The organism is Pseudomonas koreensis (assembly GCF_036668835.1).
GTDB classification, from domain to species: Bacteria; Pseudomonadota; Gammaproteobacteria; order Pseudomonadales; family Pseudomonadaceae; genus Aquipseudomonas; species Aquipseudomonas koreensis_I.
Genome location: NZ_JAZEVW010000011.1, coordinates 98,728 through 117,272, shown reverse-complemented (window position 1 = coordinate 117,272; position 18,545 = coordinate 98,728). Strand labels below are relative to the sequence as shown.

Annotated in this window: 16 protein-coding genes and 2 pseudogenes; 8 read left to right on the top strand and 10 right to left on the bottom strand. The window is 62.1% G+C overall.

All coding sequences use genetic code 11. From position 1 onward, the window contains the following. Positions 1-655: 655 nt before the first annotated feature. Positions 656-1,111, bottom strand: a complete 456-nt coding sequence (locus V6F91_RS24840; protein WP_332769143.1) for a DMT family transporter — start codon at positions 1,109-1,111, stop codon at positions 656-658. 3 nt (positions 1,112-1,114) lie between these two features. Then, a complete protein-coding gene (locus V6F91_RS24835; RefSeq protein ID WP_332769141.1) occupies positions 1,115-1,600 on the bottom strand; it encodes a DMT family transporter in 486 nt (161 codons plus the stop codon). Between the two features lie 112 nt (positions 1,601-1,712). Between V6F91_RS24835 and V6F91_RS24830 the strand changes: the two genes are divergently transcribed. Then, entirely contained in the window at positions 1,713-2,648 is a 936-nt protein-coding gene (locus V6F91_RS24830; protein WP_332769139.1) for a LysR family transcriptional regulator, read from the top strand. A 198-nt stretch (positions 2,649-2,846) separates the two neighbouring features. On the opposite strand, the gene V6F91_RS27615 is transcribed toward V6F91_RS24830, so the two are convergent. The 3 genes and pseudogenes from V6F91_RS27615 to V6F91_RS24820 form a co-directional block, all read right to left on the bottom strand. Then, on the bottom strand, positions 2,847-3,602 hold the full coding sequence (locus V6F91_RS27615) for a methyl-accepting chemotaxis protein (protein ID WP_423815360.1): 756 nt from the start codon (positions 3,600-3,602) through the stop codon (positions 2,847-2,849). Positions 3,603-3,704: 102 nt separating this feature from the next. Continuing rightward, positions 3,705-4,529: pseudogene (locus V6F91_RS27610) on the bottom strand (cache domain-containing protein); the annotation flags it as partial. A gap of 196 nt (positions 4,530-4,725) precedes the next feature. Continuing rightward, positions 4,726-6,042, bottom strand: a complete 1,317-nt coding sequence (locus tag V6F91_RS24820) for a Na+/H+ antiporter family protein (protein ID WP_332769135.1) — start codon at positions 6,040-6,042, stop codon at positions 4,726-4,728. A 267-nt stretch (positions 6,043-6,309) separates the two neighbouring features. On the opposite strand from V6F91_RS24820, the pseudogene V6F91_RS27605 reads away from it, so the two are divergent. Further along, positions 6,310-7,608 (top strand): annotated as a pseudogene (locus tag V6F91_RS27605) (HAMP domain-containing protein); the annotation flags it as partial. A 102-nt stretch (positions 7,609-7,710) separates the two neighbouring features. Next, complete coding sequence (locus tag V6F91_RS27600) at positions 7,711-8,466, top strand: methyl-accepting chemotaxis protein (protein WP_423815359.1); 756 nt, start codon at positions 7,711-7,713, stop codon at positions 8,464-8,466. Between the two features lie 227 nt (positions 8,467-8,693). On the opposite strand, the gene V6F91_RS24810 is transcribed toward V6F91_RS27600, so the two are convergent. Genes V6F91_RS24810 through V6F91_RS24795 form a run of 4 tightly spaced genes read right to left on the bottom strand, consistent with a single transcriptional unit; the run spans position 8,694 to position 11,295 of the window. Continuing rightward, on the bottom strand, positions 8,694-10,007 hold the full coding sequence (locus tag V6F91_RS24810; RefSeq protein WP_332769131.1) for a sensor histidine kinase: 1,314 nt from the start codon (positions 10,005-10,007) through the stop codon (positions 8,694-8,696). Further along, positions 10,004-10,672 (bottom strand): response regulator transcription factor, encoded by a 669-nt coding sequence (locus tag V6F91_RS24805; RefSeq protein ID WP_332769129.1) that lies wholly within the window; start codon positions 10,670-10,672, stop codon positions 10,004-10,006. The genes V6F91_RS24810 and V6F91_RS24805 overlap by 4 nt, the downstream gene beginning before the upstream one ends. A 3-nt stretch (positions 10,673-10,675) precedes the next feature. Next, positions 10,676-10,987, bottom strand: a complete 312-nt coding sequence (locus V6F91_RS24800; protein ID WP_332769127.1) for a PepSY domain-containing protein — start codon at positions 10,985-10,987, stop codon at positions 10,676-10,678. Continuing rightward, positions 10,987-11,295 (bottom strand): PepSY domain-containing protein, encoded by a 309-nt coding sequence (locus tag V6F91_RS24795; protein ID WP_332769125.1) that lies wholly within the window; start codon positions 11,293-11,295, stop codon positions 10,987-10,989. Before V6F91_RS24795 ends, V6F91_RS24800 begins: the two co-directional genes overlap by 1 nt. A gap of 183 nt (positions 11,296-11,478) precedes the next feature. Between V6F91_RS24795 and V6F91_RS24790 the strand changes: the two genes are divergently transcribed. From V6F91_RS24790 to codA, 4 genes are all read left to right on the top strand, one after another. Beyond that, positions 11,479-12,558, top strand: a complete 1,080-nt coding sequence (locus V6F91_RS24790; protein ID WP_332769123.1) for a patatin-like phospholipase family protein — start codon at positions 11,479-11,481, stop codon at positions 12,556-12,558. A gap of 83 nt (positions 12,559-12,641) precedes the next feature. Beyond that, positions 12,642-12,998 (top strand): 6-carboxytetrahydropterin synthase QueD, encoded by a 357-nt coding sequence (gene queD, locus V6F91_RS24785; RefSeq protein ID WP_007915588.1) that lies wholly within the window; start codon positions 12,642-12,644, stop codon positions 12,996-12,998. Between the two features lie 402 nt (positions 12,999-13,400). Then, complete coding sequence (codB, locus tag V6F91_RS24780) at positions 13,401-14,672, top strand: cytosine permease (RefSeq protein WP_332769118.1); 1,272 nt, start codon at positions 13,401-13,403, stop codon at positions 14,670-14,672. Between the two features lie 13 nt (positions 14,673-14,685). Further along, entirely contained in the window at positions 14,686-15,936 is a 1,251-nt protein-coding gene (codA, locus tag V6F91_RS24775) for a cytosine deaminase (protein ID WP_332769116.1), read from the top strand. 192 nt (positions 15,937-16,128) lie between these two features. Here the strand turns inward: codA and V6F91_RS24770 are convergent, their stop codons facing one another. Continuing rightward, a complete protein-coding gene (locus V6F91_RS24770; RefSeq protein WP_332769114.1) occupies positions 16,129-17,109 on the bottom strand; it encodes a diaminopimelate epimerase in 981 nt (326 codons plus the stop codon). Positions 17,110-17,355: 246 nt separating this feature from the next. Here V6F91_RS24770 and V6F91_RS24765 point away from each other — a divergent pair, with 246 nt between their 5' ends. Further along, positions 17,356-18,507, top strand: coding sequence for an MFS transporter (locus V6F91_RS24765; RefSeq protein WP_090284616.1), 1,152 nt, complete (start codon positions 17,356-17,358; stop codon positions 18,505-18,507). Positions 18,508-18,545 lie beyond the last annotated feature (38 nt).

The window sequence follows — 18,545 nt, the reverse complement described above, 5'->3', positions numbered from 1 at the left end:
TACGAAGTTGCATGGTGGATGCCTCTTGCCAGGACACAGGTCATCTCCTTGATGATGAGCAATGTGCCTATTAAAAAGTGTCCACCATGTCTCCGAACACCTGTCCACCATGTGTCCGGTACATACACTCCCCGAGGGAGAGGGAACTGACTGAGGTGAATGCGAGAACTATGCCGACTTGATCCACCGAGCCGTACTCAAGTTCTGAACGGCCCACAAATCGGCTCCCTCTCCCTCGGGAGAGAGCTTGGGTGAGGGGCGAATCCACCACAAATCCCAAGCCAACCGCCCCGCTCTTCACCACTCAACAATGAGCGTTAGCTCGAGTGCCTTTGATCTTGATCTTGCCTAACCAGCGACATCGGAAGGCTGAGTGGAGGGATTGATCCGGGCGTGGGAGCGCAGCGACCGTCTGGCGCAGCCAGACACAGCGCAATTAGGTGCAGCGCAGCAAACCGTAGCCGCTGCGCCCGGATCGATCCCGCAGCGAAGGGACCCGAGCCTGCGAGGGCCGTACGCAGGAGCAAGCCTTTTGGTTCCTTTTTGCTGGGCCGGCACTCCGGCGTCTGAAAAAGGGACTCGCCGCAAGGGCGAAACCGCCAGCCGCAGCACCCGAAGCAACGGATATACCCCCCATCTCAGCAACAAAAAACAATCAATCCACGGAGCGCGCAGAACTCCGATACATAAACACCAGCGCCAGCGCCAGACACCCCATCGCCAAAACCCGGCTCGACGAAAGCTCGATCGCCGGATTGCCCAACCAGCCGAAATTATCGATCAACATCCCCATCCCCAACTGCCCGACAATCACCGCCACAGTCGCCACAGCCGTCCCTACCACCGGCACCGCGCCGACCATCACCATCATGTACACCACGCCAAACAAGGCCCCGGTCAATTGCCACTTCGGCACGTCGAGCAAACTCACCGCCTGCACCGGCTCAAAAAAGAAAATCAACAACCCGGTCACCACAGCGCCGACTGCAAAGGTCAGCAGACTGCTGCGCAACACGCCAACCGACTCACCCAAGCGCCCGTTGATCGCCGCCTGCACGCTCAACACCGCGCCGGCCAACACCACCACTGCCAACAAAATCACCAGCCCCATCACTCAACCCCGCGCAATCAGAATCAATGCCACCACAATCAGCCCCAAGGCCAGCCAACGCTCGCCATTGACCTTCTTGCGCGTCGCGCCGAACCAGCCGAAATGGTCGATCAGCACGCTCTTGCCCACTTGCCCCGAGAGGATCGCGATCATGGTCATCGCGATGCCGATATGCGGCGTTGCCAGGGTCAGCACCACCACGTACATCGGCCCGAGAAACCCGCCGATCAACTGCCAGCGCGGCAGATCAGTCAGCGCCGGGCCTTTCTGCGGGCCGGCGAACAGCAGCAACAAGAACAGGATCGCCGCACCGACGCCGAAGATACTCAACGTCGCCCACAGGTGCCCGACCTGCTCGCCCAACGGCCCAAGCAACCCGGCCTCCACCGACAAGCCCATGCCCGCCAATATCACCAGCGGCAGCAGCAATAAGCGCAACCCCGATTGCCTCACGGGTGCGGCAACCCCCACCTCATCCAGCGTCTGCATAAAAACTTTCCACTTCAAGAAACGATGGCGCGGATTATCGGCTGGCAGAGCTGTGCGATAAATGGGAGCATCCGGACAACACTTTTGCGCAACTCGCACAGCAGGGCACCCCATGAACGGGCTCAATGATCTGGGATTCAAAACGCTACGGCTGTTCGTTGCTGTGCTCGACCACGGCAGCTTTTCCGAAGTCGCCCGCCGCGAAGGCGTGGCGCCCTCCTCGATCTCGCGGCAGATCCAATTGATGGAGCAAGCGCTGAATCAGCAACTGCTCTACCGCCACACCCGCGCCGTTTCGCCGACCGAGGCCGGTCGTATGCTCGGCCATCATGCGCGTCTGGTGCTGGTGCAACTGGAAGAAGCCGAGCAAGCGTTGCAGGAGCAGCAAAGCGAACCGACGGGCCTGGTGCGCATCAACGCCCCGGTGGTGTTCGGCCAGCGCCATCTGAGCCCGTGGCTGGGCAAGTTGTGCGCGCGATATCCTCAGTTGCAACTGGATATTCAGCAGACCGATCACTACGTCGACCCGTTACAGGAAGGCGCCGACCTGCTGTTTCGCATCGGTCCGCTGCACGATTCGAGTATGCAGGCGCGGATTCTGGCGCCGCACCGTTTTCAGGTCGCCGCCAGCCCAGAATATCTTGCACGCCACGGCACGCCGCAGAAACCCGAGGATCTGGCTCGGCACCAATGCCTGGCCTACAAAGGCGCGGCCGGCCAGCAGCGCTGGTTTTTCCGCCGCGATGGCGAGGACTGGACGCCGTATTCGGTCAAAGGCCCGATCACCAGCAACCACGCCGACACCCTCACCCAGGCCGCCGAACAGGGGCTGGGGCTGGTGATGTTCCCGTCGTGGCTGATTGGCGAGGCGTTGCGCGCCGGCACGCTGGTGCCGGTGTTGCGCGGGTATCAGGTGTCGAACAGTCTGGAGCCGCAGCAGATTGCGGTGCTGTGGCCGGGGAGTCGAAGGTTGTCGGTGAAGGTGCGGACGGTGATTGATTTTTTTGTTGAGTGTTTTGGTGAGGTGCCGTATTGGGACAAACCTTGAAGATCAAGAGCCCCTCACCCTGGCCCTCTCCCGGAGGGAGAGGGACTGACCGAGGTGTCTTACGTCAGACATCGACCTGAACGATCGAGTCGATTATGGATTCAGCAAAGCAATTTCAGGTCGGTGCATTTCCCAAGCATTCCCCATTCAGTCCCCTCTCCCTCCGGGAGAGGGCTAGGGTGAGGGGCTTTTCAAGCGTCAGATCCGGAACTGCCCAACCAGCTTGCCCAGCCGCTGCCCCAACTCCGCCAAACTGCGCGACGTCTGCGCGCCCAGTTGCGTTTCATCGGCAACGCTATCCACCGCCACCGCGATCTGGTGCACGCTGCGGTTGATCTCTTCTGCCACCGCTGTCTGCTCTTCAGCGGCGCTGGCGATCTGGGCGTTCATCGAGTTGATTGTCGCGATCAGCTCGGCCATGGCATCCAGCGACGCCCCGGCCTGATTGGCCTGTTGCGAAGTGCCGTCGCCGGCCTCGCTGGAGCGGCGCATGGCTTCCACGGCCTGCTGCGTGCCGGCTTGCAGGCGATCGATCATGCCTTGAATTTCCTGGGTGCTGATCTGCGTGCGGCTGGCCAGCGCGCGGACCTCATCGGCGACCACGGCAAAACCGCGCCCCGCCTCACCCGCCCGCGCCGCTTCGATCGCCGCGTTGAGAGCCAGCAGGTTGGTCTGCTCGGCGATCGAGCGAATCACCCCGAGCACGCCGACAATCGAGGTCACGTCCTGCTGCAGGCTGTCCAGCGATACGCCGCTGTTGCGAATGTCATCGACCAGCGCATGAATCTGTTTGATGCTGCCGGCCACCACGCGTTTGGCGCTTTGGCCTTCTGCGTCGGTCTGCTGCGCGGCGACGGCGGCGTTCTGCGCGCTCTTGGCAACTTCCTGCGCGGCGGCGGACATTTCGTTGATGGCGGTGGCGACCTGATCGGTCTCGTGACGCTGACGCTCCATCGCCTGATCCGAGCGCTGCGCCTGATCCGACACCTGAGTCACCAACCCGGTCAGTTGCGTGGTCATCTCGGTGATCTGCCGCACCAGGCCGTGGATCTTGTCGACGAAGCGGTTGAACGAGCCGGCCAGTTCGCCGAGTTCATCCTGACTGGTGATGTTCAAGCGGCGGGTCAGATCGCCCTCGCCTGCTGCGATGTCATCGAGGTTGGCTTTCATCAGGGTCAGCGGCCGCAGAATGGCATTGGCCAGCAGCATCCCCGCCGCCGCGATCACCAGCAGCACCAGCACCGCCACGCCGACAATGCTCAGCACCACGCCTTGCACGCGTTCCTGGACCTGGGCTTCGACCTGCGCCACTTGCGCTTCGATGCCGTCGAGGTTGACCGAGGTACCGACGGCCATGTCCCACTTGGCCAGGTATTCGGTGTAACCGAGTTTCGGCACCAGCACTTTCGCGTTGCCCGGCAGCGGCGAGCTGTATTGCAGGTAGTGAGTACCGTCCTTCGCCACTTTCACCAGACCAAGGTTGACGTAGACGCCGTTCGGGTCGCGGTTGTCCTTGAAGCTTTTGCCCACGCCGTCAGGGTCGTTGGCCTTGAACAGGCGCACGATCTCCGAGTCGTAGGCGAAGAAGTAGCCGTCCTTGCCGTAGCGGATGCCCGACAGCAGCTTGATCGCCTGTGCGCGGGCCTCGGTGTCGCCGGGTGCGGCAGCGTCGTACAACGGTTTGATCGTGGTCATCGCCACGGCGACATAACTTTGCAGAGTGGCTTTGGCGTCGCCGAGCAGGCGCTCGCGGGTCTGTTCGACTTCCTTGCGCGCCTGTCCCTGAAGGATGAACAGCGTGGTCAGGCTGATGACCAGGGCAAAGAGCAATACCGGAAGAACGGCGAGGGACAGGACTTTAGCCTTGAGGCTCAGACGCATTGTGGGGCTCACTCTTTTGATTTTGTTGGCGTGGTTAAAGGCTTTAACGGCACGCCGGAGCAAAAGTTGAGTCCGGGAAATACCCAGGCCCCTGTGGGAGCGAGCTTGCTCGCGAAGGCGTCGTGTCAGTCGCTGCAACTGCGACTGATCCACCGCTTTCGCGAGCAAGCTCGCTCCCACAGGGTTGGTGGGGCGTTTAGAGAACCATCGCCGCGATCCAGCCGAACGCCAGCAGCGGCAGGTTGTAGTGCAGAAAGGTCGGCACCACGGTGTCCCAGATGTGGTGATGCTGGCCATCGATGTTCAGGCCGGAGGTCGGGCCGAGGGTCGAGTCCGAGGCCGGCGAACCGGCGTCGCCCAGCGCACCGGCAGTGCCGACGATGCATACGATGGCCATCGGGCTGAAGCCCAGTTGCACGCACAGCGGCACGAAAATCGCCGCCAGAATCGGCACGGTGGAAAACGACGAGCCGATGCCCATGGTCACCAGCAAGCCCACCAGCAGCATCAACAGCGCGCCGACGCCTTTGCTGTGATTGATCCATGCCGCCGACGATTCAACCAGGGTCTGCACCTGACCGGTGGCCTTCATCACTTCGGCGAAACCGGAGGCGGCGATCATGATGAAACCGATCATCGCCATCATCTTCATGCCTTCGGTGAACAGGTCATCGGTTTCGCGCCACTTGACGATGCCGGACACCGAAAAGACCAGAAAGCCCACCAGCGCACCGATAATCATCGAATCCAGCAGCAACTGCACGACGAACGCCGAGGCGATGGCCACACCGGCGATCAGCAGGTTCAACGGGTTGTAATGCACTGCGGCCTGCTCGACCTGCTCGATTTTTTCCAGGTCATAGACGCGCTTCCTGCGATAACTGACGAACGCCATCGCCAGACCGAAAACCATGCCCAGCGCCGGAATGCCCATGGCGTGGGTGATGTTGATGCCGCTGATGTCGACGCCGCTGCGCGCAACGTTGGCCAGCAGGATTTCATTGAGGAAGATGTTGCCGAAACCCACCGGCAGGAACATGTACGGGGTGATCAGGCCGAAGGTCATGACGCAGGCGATCAGGCGGCGGTCGAGTTGCAGCTTGGTCAGCACATAAAGCAGTGGCGGCACCAGCAGCGGAATGAATGCGATGTGGATTGGCAGGATGTTCTGCGAAGCAATCGCCACCACCCACAACAGGCCGATCAGCAGCCATTTGACGTTGCCGCCGCCGCTCGAATGTTGCCGGTCGACCATCGCCAGCGCCTTGTCGGCCAGCGCGTGGGCCAGGCCCGACTTGGCAATTGCCACGGCGAAAGCGCCGAGCAACGCGTAGGACAACGCCACGGTCGCACCACCGCCCAGGCCACTGTTGAACGCCTTGAGCGTGGCGTCCATGCCCAGGCCACCGGTCAGGCCGCCGACCAGCGCCCCGACGATCAGCGCGATCACCACATGCACGCGGGACAGGCTGAGAATCAGCATGACGCCGACTGCTGCTATGACTGCATTCATTTCACTACCTCGAAAAACACCGCGGTGGACAACCGACCGCCAGACAGGATGAGTCCGCCAGAACTGCTCGGCGGAGCCAAAAGGGTCTTGTTAAAAGGGCGCGCACTGTGCCCCAAGCAGCCACAAGCTGCAAGTTTCGAGCGGCGAGCGAAAAGCAAAATCCTGGCGCCCGAGCTTCGCTTTTAGCTTGAAGCTTGAAGCTTGCCGCTCAAGAAAGCTGCTGTTCTGCCGTTAGAGTGCAAAGTCTCAGATATTTATCGAATAAGGATGTTTTCCATGTCGCTCAGACACCTTTCCATCCAATGGAAAATCACCCTGCTCGCCGGCCTTTGTCTGGCCGGTATCGTGACCCTGTTGGTCGGGCTTTCGCTGTATCGCATGGAGCACAGTTCAGCGCTGGTCAAGGCGTCGAGCATGGATATGCTCACCGAGTCGGCGCAGGCGCGCATCGAGTCGCAGGGTGAGGTGCAGGCGGCGGGGATTCGTCAGCAATTCATGGATGCCTATCAATATGGCCACGGTTTCTCGCGGCAGGTGCTGTTTCTGCGCGAACAGGCCGAGAAGCGTTTTCTCGATGCCTTCGATCTGCGCGAGGACATGACCCGGCAGGTCAAATCCGCGCTGCAGGCCAACCCGGACCTGCTCGGCCTGTCGCTGGTATTCGAGGCCAATGCGCTGGACGGCAAGGACGAGCTGTTCGCTGGCCAGGATGAACTGGGCAGCAACGACAAGGGCCGTTTTGCCCTGTACTGGTCGCAGCCGACCCCGGGCAAGGTCCATTCGATGGCCCTGCCGGAAAGCGATATGAGCGACACCCGTACCGGCCCCAGCGGTCAGGCGGCCAATGCCTGGTTCACCTGCCCGCGCACTACTCTCACGCCCTGCGTGATCGAACCGTACTTTTACGTAATCGACGGGCAGAAAGTGCTGATGACCAGCATCGTCTTCCCGCTGCTGCTCAACGGCAAGGTCATCGCCTCGCTGTCGGTCGACATCAACCTCAACAGCCTGCAAGCGATCAGCCAGAACGCGAGCAAAAAGCTCTATGACGGCCAGACCGCCGTCAGCATCATCAGCCCTGCCGGCCTGCTCGCCGGCTACAGCGCCGATGCCGGCAAACTCAGCCAGCGTCTGGACGCCGTCGACACCACCAGCGGTGCTGAGCTGCTGCGGCGCCTGGCGGCCAGCACCGGCGTAAGCAGCCTGCACAATGATGGACAATTGAAGGTGCTCTCGCCGTTCCAGCCGATTCCGGGCGGGCCGGCGTGGAGCGTATTGCTCGATGTGCCGGAGAAAGTATTGGTCAGCCGCGCTGAAGCGCTCAAGCAACAGCTGGACGCGAGCAACACCTCGGGCACGCTGATCGAGTTGAGCCTCGGCGGCCTCGCCGCCCTGCTCGGCCTGCTGCTGGTATGGCTGATGGCGCGCAGCGTGACCCGTCCGATCCTCGGCGTCGCGCACATGCTTGAAGACATCGCCAGCGGCGAAGGCGACCTGACCCGTCGCCTGGCCTATGACAAGCAGGACGAACTCGGCCAACTGGCGGGCTGGTTCAACCGCTTTCTCGACAAGCTGCAACCGATCATCGCCGAAGTGAAACGCTCGGTGCAGGACGCGCGCAGCACCGCGGACCAATCCTCGGCCATCGCCACCCAGACCAGCGCCGGCATGGAGCAGCAATACCGTCAGGTCGATCAGGTCGCCACTGCGTCGCACGAAATGAGCGCCACCGCGCAAGATGTCGCCCGTAGTGCCGCCCAGGCGGCCGAAGCCGCCAAGGACGCCGACCGCGCCACCCGCCAGGGCCTGACCGTGATCGACCGCACCACGGCGAGCATCGACACTCTCGCCGCCGACATGAGCGCGGCGATGCTGCAGGTTGAAGGGCTGGCAGCCAACAGCGAAAAAATCGGCGCGGTGCTGGAAACCATTCGCGCGATTGCCGAACAGACCAATCTACTGGCGCTGAATGCCGCGATCGAAGCGGCACGGGCCGGTGAAGCCGGACGCGGTTTTGCCGTGGTCGCCGATGAAGTGCGCAACCTTGCCCGGCGTACCCAGGAATCGGTGGAGGAAACCCGTCAGGTCATCGAGCAATTGCAGAACGGCACGCAGGAGGTGGTCGGTTCGATGGGCAACAGCCATCGCCAGGCCCAGGGCAGTGTCGAGCAAGTCGGCCAGGCAGTGACCGCACTGCGCCAGATCGGCGACGCGGTGACGGTGATCAGCGACATGAACCTGCAGATCGCCAGTGCCGCTGAGGAGCAGAGTGCGGTGGCCGAAGAGATCAACAACAATGTGGCGACGATTCGCGACGTGACGGAATCGCTGTCGGGACAGGCGAATGAATCGGCCCGGGTTAGCCAGTCGCTCAACAGCCTGGCGAATCAGCAGCAGCGGTTGATGGATCAGTTTCGCGTTTGATGTGAGATGGCGGGGTGTCAGCTGGATTCCCCCTCACCCCAGCCCTCTCCCCCAAGGGGGCGAGGGGGAAAGGGAGCCGACCGCATTCAAATTCAAATCCTGCGTTCGACTCGCAATTCAAATCCTGCGTTCGCCTCGACATTTCAGGTCGGCGCAATTCTCAGAAACACCTCGGTCAGTCCCCTCTCCCTCCGGGAGAGGGTTAGGGTGAGAGGCTTTTCGAGGGTTCACCGCTGAGGCAATTCGATCACCACCTTCAACCCGCCCCACTCGCTCTCGCCCAACACCAGCAACCCGCCCCACGTTTCCACGATATCGCGCACGATTCCCAACCCCAGCCCATGGCCGTCGGTCTGTTCATCGAGCCGCGTGCCGCGACTGAACACATCGGCGCGCTGCTGTTCGGGAATGCCCGGACCGTCGTCCTCGACGCTCAGGGCAAAGCCGTCAGTACGCTCGATCACACTCAAGCGCACTTCAGCGTCCGCCCACTTGCAGGCGTTATCGAGCAGGTTGCCCAGCAGTTCGAGCAAATCCTCACGGTCCCACGGCAGTTGCAGCCCCGCTGGGGCGACGTAGCTCAGCGCCAGATGCTCGCCGTGAATCATGTTCAGCGTCGCCAACAGCCCCGGCAGTTCCGCGTCGCAATCGAACAGCGCGCCGGGCAGTGCATCGCCAGACAAGCGTGCACGATTCAACTCGCGATTGAGGCGCTGCTGCACTTGCTCCAGTTGCTCGATGAGGATCTTGCGCAGTTCCGGGTGCGCATCGAGTTTTTCGCTCGACGCCACGCTCAACAACACCGCCAACGGGGTTTTCAAGGCATGGCCGAGGTTGCCCAAGGCGTTGCGCGAGCGCTTGAGGCTGTCTTCGGTGTGGGCGAGCAAATGGTTGATCTGCGCCACTAACGGCTCCAGTTCCACCGGCACCTGATCATCGAGTTGCGAACGCTGGCCCTGCTGCAATTGCGCGATCTGTTCGCGCGCTCGTTCCAGCGGCTTCAAGGCGCGGCGCACGGTCAGGCGCTGCAACAGCAGAATCACCAGCAACGCCGTCAGGCCTGCCGCCAGACCGATCTGGCGCATGCGCTGGAAGCTTTCGCGCACTGGCGTGTAATCCTGCGCGACGCTGATCGAAATCGACTGGCCGAGACGCCGGTAGTCCGAACGCAGTATCAGCAACTGCTGACCGTCCGGGCCCAGTTGCAGATTGCTGTGCAGGCCGGGATGGTCGAGCAGCGGCAGGTCCTGATCCCACAACGAGCGCGAACGCCAGTGGCTGTCGGCAAAGTCGATGCGGAAATAATGCCCGGAAAACGGCCGCTGATAAGCCGGTGACAAATGCCGCTCGTCCAGCTGCAAGCCTTGCGGGCCGCGGACCAGCGCCACCAGCAGGCTCTCGCTGTCGTTGCGCAGACCCGCCTCGAGATAGCGCTGCAAACCTGCTTCGAACAACCACAGACTGGTCTGCGCCAGCACCACGCCAACGATCACCATCACACTGATCAGACCCAGGCTCAAGCGGCGCTGGATCGACCTCACGAGGCTTGCCCGCCGAACAGGTAACCCTGGCCGCGACGGGTTTCGATCACGCTTTTGCCGAGCTTGCGCCGCAGGTGATTGACGTGCACTTCAAGGACATTGGAATCGCGCTCGGTTTCACCGTCGTAGAGGTGTTCGGCGAGGTGGCTCTTGGAGAGGATCTGCTCCGGATGCAGCATGAAATAGCGCAGCAGGCGGAACTCGGCGGCGGTCAGTTGAATATCGGCGCCGTCACGCACCACGCACTGACGCCCCTCGTCCAGGTGCAGGCCAGCGGCCTTCAAGGTCGGTTGATTGGCCTGGCCCTTGGAGCGGCGCAGCAGCGACTGGATGCGCAGTTGCAGCTCTTCGGGGTGGAACGGCTTGGTCAGGTAATCGTCGGCACCGGCCTTCAGGCCCTCGATGCGTTCGGCCCAGGAATCGCGTGCCGTCAAGATCAGCACCGGAATCGCCAGCCCAGCGGCGCGCCACTGCGCCAGCACTTCAAGCCCCGGCACGCCGGGCAGGCCGAGGTCGAGAATGATCAGATCGTAAGGCTCGCTGCTGCCCTGATACACCGCATCGCGACCGTCCGCCAGCCAATCGACCGCGTAACCTTGCCGCTGCAGACTGGCGAGCAACTCGTCGGCCAGCGGTACGTGGTCTTCCACCAAAAGCAAACGCATCGATCAATCTTCCTTGTCTTTGACTAACTCGCCGGTCTCAGCCTTCAAGTGCAGCTCACGCGCCACGCCCTCGACCGTCAGCAACTCGACTTCGTAAATGTAGACGTCGTGTTTTTCTTCCAGCTCGACTTCCAGCAGTTTGGCGCCGGGGTAACGGTCCATGGCCTGATGGAGGACCTGCTCCAGCGGCAAAATCACACCTTTCTCGCGCAGGCTCAGGGCTTCGTCCTGATCGAGGTCGCGGGCCATGGCAGTTGAGCAAAACAACACCAGCACCAGGGCCGTACGGCGAGTGGCGCGAACATTAAGCTTCATTACGTATCCTGATGATCCTTGAGCACTTCGCCATCGACCGCGTTCAATTCCAGATCCCACTTTTTGCCCTGCGGATCGCGCAGTTCGATCTGGTAAATGTACTTGCCATATTTTTCTTCCAGCTCGGTTTCGGTAATTTCTGAGCCCGGGTGTTTGGCCAGTGCGGCGGCGTTGAGCTTCTCGAAGGAGACGATAGTACCAGCGTCGCGCAAACGAAGCGCTTCGTCAGGCCCGAGATCGCGCGCGTATGCGGTGCTGGCGGTGAGGCAAATGAGCGAGGCAGTGGTCAGGGCAGTCAGGGTGTTCACGGGTGTCTCCGAATTCTTATGAGTTGCTTACGGTAGGCACCTTAACGGGAGCAACTTAACTGAAACTGAATGGCCATCATTGTGCCCGCCTCAGACGGTGCAGAACCCTGTGGGCTGCTCGCTCCTACAAGGTTTTCGCCACATGGGGCTATAATTCTTCGCTTGCTAACGATCGAGGCCGGTATGACCGCCATCCACATCAAATTCCCCGCCCTCACCCTCAAGGCCGGCCCGCGGGCCATGGCGCGCATTCGCGCCCAGGGCCTGAACGCTGCCGACGTCGGCACCCTTCCCGGCGCGGCCGGTGGGCCGAAGGCGTTGGGGATTCAGGGGCTGGATCTGGCGCTGTTCGGTGAATGGCTGCCGAGTGCGCCACGCGAACGTTCGCTGATCGGCGCTTCGGTCGGTTCCTGGCGCTTCGCCAGTGCCTGCCTGCCCGACGCCGCCGAAGGCATCCGCCGCCTCGGGCATTTGTACGCCGAGCAGAATTTCAACAAAGGCGTGACCATGGCCGAGATCAGTCAGAGCTCGCAGCGCATGCTCAATGACCTGCTCGACGGCCGCGACGCGAGCATTCTCGACAATGCGCATTACCGCTTGAACATCATGGTGGTGAAAAGCCAGGGGCGTCTGGCCGAGGATCATCGCGGGCGCCTCGGTCTGGCGCTGGGTTCGGTGATCGCCGACAACCTGCGCGGTCGTGCGCGGCTGTCGCGCCACTTCGAGCGGCTGATCATCCACGACCCGCGCCTGGCCCCGCCGCTGCATGCGCTGGACGATTTCCCTTCGCGCTTCGTCGCGCTGAACGCCGGCAACCTGCGCCAGGCCTTGCTGGCATCGGGTTCGATCCCGATGGTCATGGAAGGCGTGCGCGATTTGCCCGGTGCCGGCGCGGGGACGTTTCGCGACGGTGGCCTGCTCGACTATCACCTCGACCTGCCCTACAGCGGCGACGGCATCGTGCTCTATCCGCACTTCACCGACCGGGTGATTCCCGGCTGGTTCGACAAGACCCTGCCGTGGCGCCGCGCCTCGGTGGAGCGTTTGCAGGACGTGCTGTTGCTCGCGCCGTCAAAGGAATATCTGGCCCGCCTGCCCTTCGGTAAGCTGCCCGACCGAAACGACTTCAAACGCTTCATGGGCGATGCGCCGGGCCGACAGAAGTACTGGCACACGGCGATGGACGAAAGCCGCCGCCTCGGTGACGAATTTCTCGAACTGACGGCCAACGGTCGCCTCGCCGAGCACTTGCTGACCCTTTAGTCAGCACAGCCACAGACAAGCTGATAAACTCGCCGCCTGCCCGAATCGCTGCGGCGAACGCCATCTGAACAGAGCCAAATACCGTGGAAATCTTCAAAGAGTTTACCTTCGAATCCGCCCACCGCCTGCCGCACGTCCCGGACGGCCACAAGTGCGGGCGTCTGCACGGTCACTCATTCAAAGTGGCGCTGCACCTGAGCGGCGACCTCGACCCGCACACCGGCTGGATCCGCGATTTCTCCGAGATCAAGGCGATCTTCAAGCCGCTGTACGAGCGTCTGGACCACAACTACCTGAACGACATTCCTGGCCTGGAAAACCCGACCAGCGAAGTGCTCGCCAAATTCATCTGGAATGAAATGAAGCCGCTGCTGCCGGAACTGAGCGCGATCCGCATTCATGAGACGTGCACCAGCGGGTGCATCTATCGCGGCGAGTGATTTCAGGCGATTCGAATACCCCTTGGTGGGAGCGAGCCTGCTCGCGAAAGCGGTGTGCCAGTCACTGTCCATTTCAATGGAAAACCGCATTCGCGAGCAGGCTCGCTCCCACAGGAAAACAGCGTTGATCCAAAAGAACAGCCGTCATGGCTGTTTTTTTATGCCTACGCCGCCCTACTGCAATTCCTCTGACAGCATCAAAATCCCCAAACACTGATCGTTCCCACGCTCTGCGTGGGAACGGTCATGCTCCGTGGCTCCCACATGGCACACGGATGCGTTCAGTTGCACCGTTTTTGCGCCTGTCTGCGCCGTGTCGTCTATACATACCCTGCGCAATCGGTATTTGGCACGACCGCTGCAACCCTCCCGCGTCTTCTCCCTTCCAGCAAGGACTGCCCCATGACGCAGAACGCTCCCGGCAACGATTACCCCCTCAGCGAAGTCCCGATGCATGCGCGCAAAGGCCTGGCCTCGACCGCGATGGTGTTACTGGGCTTCACGTTTTTCACCGCGACCATGTTTGCCGGCGGCAAGCTCGGCGTGGCGTTCAGTTTCAGCGAGATGATCGCGGTGATTGTGGTCGGCAACCTGCTGCTCGGCCTGTACGCCGCAGGCCTGGGCTACATAGCCTTCAAGAGCGGGCTCAATTCGGTGCTGATGGGCCGTTTCTGTTTTGGTGAAGTCGGCAGCAAGCTCAGTGACCTGATCCTCGGTTTCACCCAGATCGGCTGGTACGCCTGGGGCACGGCGACGGCGGCGGTGGTGATCGGCAAGTACTTCAATCTCAATGAAGCCATGGTGCTCGGCCTGATGGTGCTGTTCGGGCTGGGTTTCTGCGCCACGGCGTACATCGGTTATCGCGGGCTGGAAATTCTCTCGTACATCGCGGTGCCGGCGATGCTGTTGCTGTTGATGCTGTCGATGTGGGTGGCGACGGTAAAAGTCGGCGGTTTCGAAGGCTTGCTCAGCGTTGTGCCGACGGGCTCGCTGGACTGGTCCACAGCGATCACACTGGTGTTCGGCACCTTCGTCAGCGGCGCGACGCAAGCGACCAACTGGACGCGTTTCTCGCGCTCGGCACGGGTCGCGGTGCTGGCCAGCCTGATCGGTTTCTTTGTTGGCAACGGCCTGATGGTGCTGATCGGCGCATACGGGGCGATCGTCTATCAGCAACCGGACGTGGTCGAGGTGTTGCTGTTGCAGGGTTTCGCCATGGCCGCGATGGCCATGCTGTTGTTGAACATCTGGAGCACTCAGGACAACACCATCTACAACTTCGCCGTCGCCGGTTGCAACCTGCTGCGCACCGGTCGGCGCAGAACCGTAACCCTGGGCGGCGCGATGATCGGCACAGTGCTCGCCTTGCTGGGCATGTACGACATGCTGGTGCCGTATCTGATTTTGCTCGGCACAGTGATTCCACCGATTGGCGGGGTGATCATGGCGGACTTCTTCTACCGCTGGCGCGGACACTATCCGCGTCTGGCCGACGCGCGGTTGCCAGCGTTCAACTGGCCGGGGCTCGGGGCTTACGGCGTCGGCACCATTGCCGCGTTCAGTTCGCCGTGGGTCGCGCCGCTGGTAGGGATTGCCGCTGCCGCGCTAACGTATGTCATCGTCACCGGTCTGCTCGGCGCCCGTCGCGTCAGCGCACCACTACAAGATCTATAAAAGGATTCGCCTGATGCACATCATCAACGCCCGCCTGCGCAACCAGGAAGGCCTGCACGAATTGCACCTGGAAAACGGTCTGATCCACAGCATCGCCCGGCAGACCGAAGCGCCGACCCTCGGGCCGGACGACCTCGACGCCGGTGGCAATCTGGTGGTGCCGCCCTTCGTCGAGCCGCACATTCACCTCGATGCCACCCTGACCGCCGGCGAGCCGCGCTGGAACATGAGCGGCACGCTGTTCGAAGGCATCGAGTGCTGGGGCGAGCGCAAGGTCACCATCACCGAAGAAGACACCAGGACCCGCGCCAAGAAGACCATTCAGGCGCTCGCCGCCCACGGCATTCAGCACGTACGCACCCACGTTGACGTCACCGACCCGCAACTCACCGCACTCAAGGCCATGCTCGAAGTGCGTGAGGAAAGCCGTCATCTGATCGACCTGCAAATCGTCGCGTTCCCGCAGGAAGGCATCGAGTCGTTCCGCAACGGTCGCGAGCTGATGGAAGAAGCGATCCGCATGGGCGCGGACGTGGTTGGCGGGATTCCGCATTTCGAGTACACCCGTGATCAGGGCGTCAGTTCAGTGAAGTTTCTGATGGACCTGGCCGAGCGCACCGGTTGCCTGGTCGACGTGCATTGCGATGAGACCGACGACCCGCACTCGCGCTTCCTCGAGGTGCTCGCCGAAGAAGCGCGCAGCCGCGACATGGGCGCCCGCGTCACCGCCAGCCACACCACGGCGATGGGCTCTTACGACAACGCCTACTGCGCCAAACTGTTTCGCCTGCTGGGGCATTCCGGGATCAGTTTTGTCTCGTGCCCGACCGAGAGCATTCACTTGCAAGGGCGTTTCGACAACTTCCCGAAACGCCGTGGCGTGACCCGCGTCAACGAACTGCTCGAAGCCGGGATGAACGTGTGTTTCGGTCAGGATTCGATCGTCGACCCGTGGTATCCGCTGGGCAACGGCAACATCCTGCGCGTACTCGAAGCCGGCCTGCACATCTGCCATATGCTCGGCTACCGCAACCTGCAAAGCGCGCTGGATCTGGTCACCGACAACAGCGCCAAAGCCATGCACCTGGGCGATCGTTACGGACTCGAACAGGGGCGCCCGGCGAATCTGCTGATCCTGTCGGCAGACAGCGACTACGAAGTGATTCGCAGCCAGGGCTTGCCGCTGTATTCGATTCGCGATGGCAAGGTGTTGATGAAGCGGCAGATGCCGGTGGTGGAGTTCATTGGCCAGAGTTCATATTGATATTTGATGCGCCGCAAATCGAGTGTGGGAGCGAGCCCGCTCGCGAATGCGGTGGATCAGTTATGAACAGGTGCTTGGGTACGCCGCCTTCGCGAGCAGGCTCGCTCCCACAGGGTTTTGGTTTGAACATGAGTTCGGTGTTCGACACAAACCCTGTGGAGCCTGGCTTGCCAGCGAATGGCGGCTTCGAATTCAGCCCATCAATTGCGCCGTCCCGAACAGTCTGACCCGCACCAAATCTCCGTCTTCAACCTCCAGCAAAACCGGCGCCGTGCCGCCGGGCATTACCACCTGCACTTGCCCCGCCGCGACCCAGCCCACCCGCCACGCCGCCGATGCCACCGCACTGGCGCTGGTGCCGGATGAGGCGGTCGGTCCTTCGCCCCGCTCGAACACCCGGGCGCGGATTTTCTGTGGTGCCTCCAGTGCTGCCCATTGCAGATTGACGCCCGCCGGGCAGGAATCTCCGGCGCCGTTCGGCATGGCATAGGCGATTCGGGTCAAGCCTTCGTTCAACGCAGATTCACTCATTTGCTTATTGCTCGGTAATGCGCCGGGATCGCTGAGCAACGTCACGCAATGCGGATTGCCGATGCGTACGAACTGGCTGTGCGTCCAGGCCGGAGCGAGCTGTGTCAACGGCGCTACGCGGCTGACCGCTCGCCCGTTGAATTGCACCTCTTCGACTTGCTGCGCGCCGACGGCATCCGCGCCGAAACCGGGTTGACCAAGGTCGAGCCAGAAGCCCCGAACAGCATCGACGGTGGCCGGTTTCACCGAGGTTTCCACAGCGTCGCCCTTATCGTGATGCACGCGTAACAGCGCGCCCGTTTGCGGCATCAAGCCTTGCCCTGCAAGTGCCTGGGAGAAGATCGTCAGGCCGTTGCCACTGCGCTCGGCGAGGGTGCCGTCGGTGTTGACGATCAGCACATCGAACGGCGGCGCAGCCTGGAACGGGCCGATCAGCAAGCCGTCACTGCGGTGAGCCTTGCTGTTCGCCGGGCGCTGGCCTGCGGGCCAGTCGCAACAGAGGGCGATCGCCGCCTCGCTCCATGACTGACGCGAGGCGGCGCATTCGGTGGCGCTGGCGGGCAAGGCGATTCCTGCCTCGCGCAAGGCTTCGGGTGAAACCACACCATAGATATTGCCTCGTGCGTCGTAGAACTGCAGCATCACTCGCCTCTGAATTCGCTCTGTCGAAGAAATCACTCTAACGACAAATGCGGTCCCTGTGGGAGCGAGCTTGCTCGCGAAAGCGGCGGGACAGCGGACCTTAATTTATCTGACACACCGCCTTCGCGAGCAAGCTCGCTCCCACAGGGTAGGATGTCGGCTGTTGTATCCCGAGTAGCCTGAGATCGAACCTCAGCACGCCAGGAATGTCACTCGGGATGCAGTTGTTTTTTACCAAGGATCGATATGACCAGCCTCAACCCCCAAGACACCTTCGTCCCCGGCCGCCTGCAACAGATGTCCACGCGCGTGGCTTTTTTCATCGCCGGGCTCGGCATCGCCGCGTGGGCGCCGCTGGTACCTTACGCCAAGGCCCGCGCGGGTCTTGATGAAGGCACGCTGGGCTTGTTGCTGTTGTGCCTGGGCGTTGGCTCGATTCTGGCGATGCCGCTGGCGGGGATTCTGGCGACGCGTTTCGGCTGCCGGCGAGTGGCCACCGGCGGTACGCTGCTGATCTGTGCGGCACTGCCGTTGCTGGCGACCGTGTCGTCGATACCGGCGCTGATCGCCACGCTGTTCATGTTCGGCGCGGGTCTGGGCACGGTGGATTCGACGGTGAACCTGCAAGCAGTGATCGTCGAACGCGCCAGCGGCAAGAACATGATGTCGGGTTTTCATGGCCTGTTCAGCCTCGGCGGGATCGTCGGCGCGGCGGGCGTCAGCGCCCTGCTCGGCCTCGGCCTGTCGCCGCTGGCGGCCATGCTGGTGGTGGTCGCGCTGTTGATCGCGGCGCTGTGCAAATGCGTGCCGCACATGCTGCCCTACGGCAGCGAAAGCTCCGGCCCGGCCTTCGCCATTCCCCATGGCATCGTGCTGTTTATCGGCGGCATGTGCTTCATTGTTTTTCTCACCGAAGGTGCGGCGCTGGACTGGAGCGCGGTGTTCCTCGCACAGGAACGCGGGATCGACACCGCGTACGCCGGATTGGGTTACGCAGCCTTTGCCTTGACCATGACCGCCGGCCGTTTGTTGGGCGATCGCATCGTCCGCCGTTTGGGCGCGACGCGGATCATTCTATTCGGCGGGCTGACGGCAGCGGCTGGTCTGTTTCTGGCAACCTTCGCGCCGAGCTGGCAAGCCGCACTGGTGGGTTATGCGCTGGTCGGTGCCGGCTGCTCGAACATCGTGCCGGTGCTGTACACCGCAGTGGGCAAGCAGACGGTGATGCCGGAAAGCATCGCAGTGCCGGCGATTACCACGCTGGGCTATGCGGGGATTCTCGCCGGGCCGGCGGTGATCGGTTTTGTCGCCCACGCCAGCAGCTTGAGCTTTGCGTTTGGCCTGATGGCGGTGCTGCTGGTCGCGGTGGCGATTGGCGGGAAAGTGCTGAAGGTCTGAAGATCTGAAAAACTTCGCGAGCAGGCTCGCTCCCACAG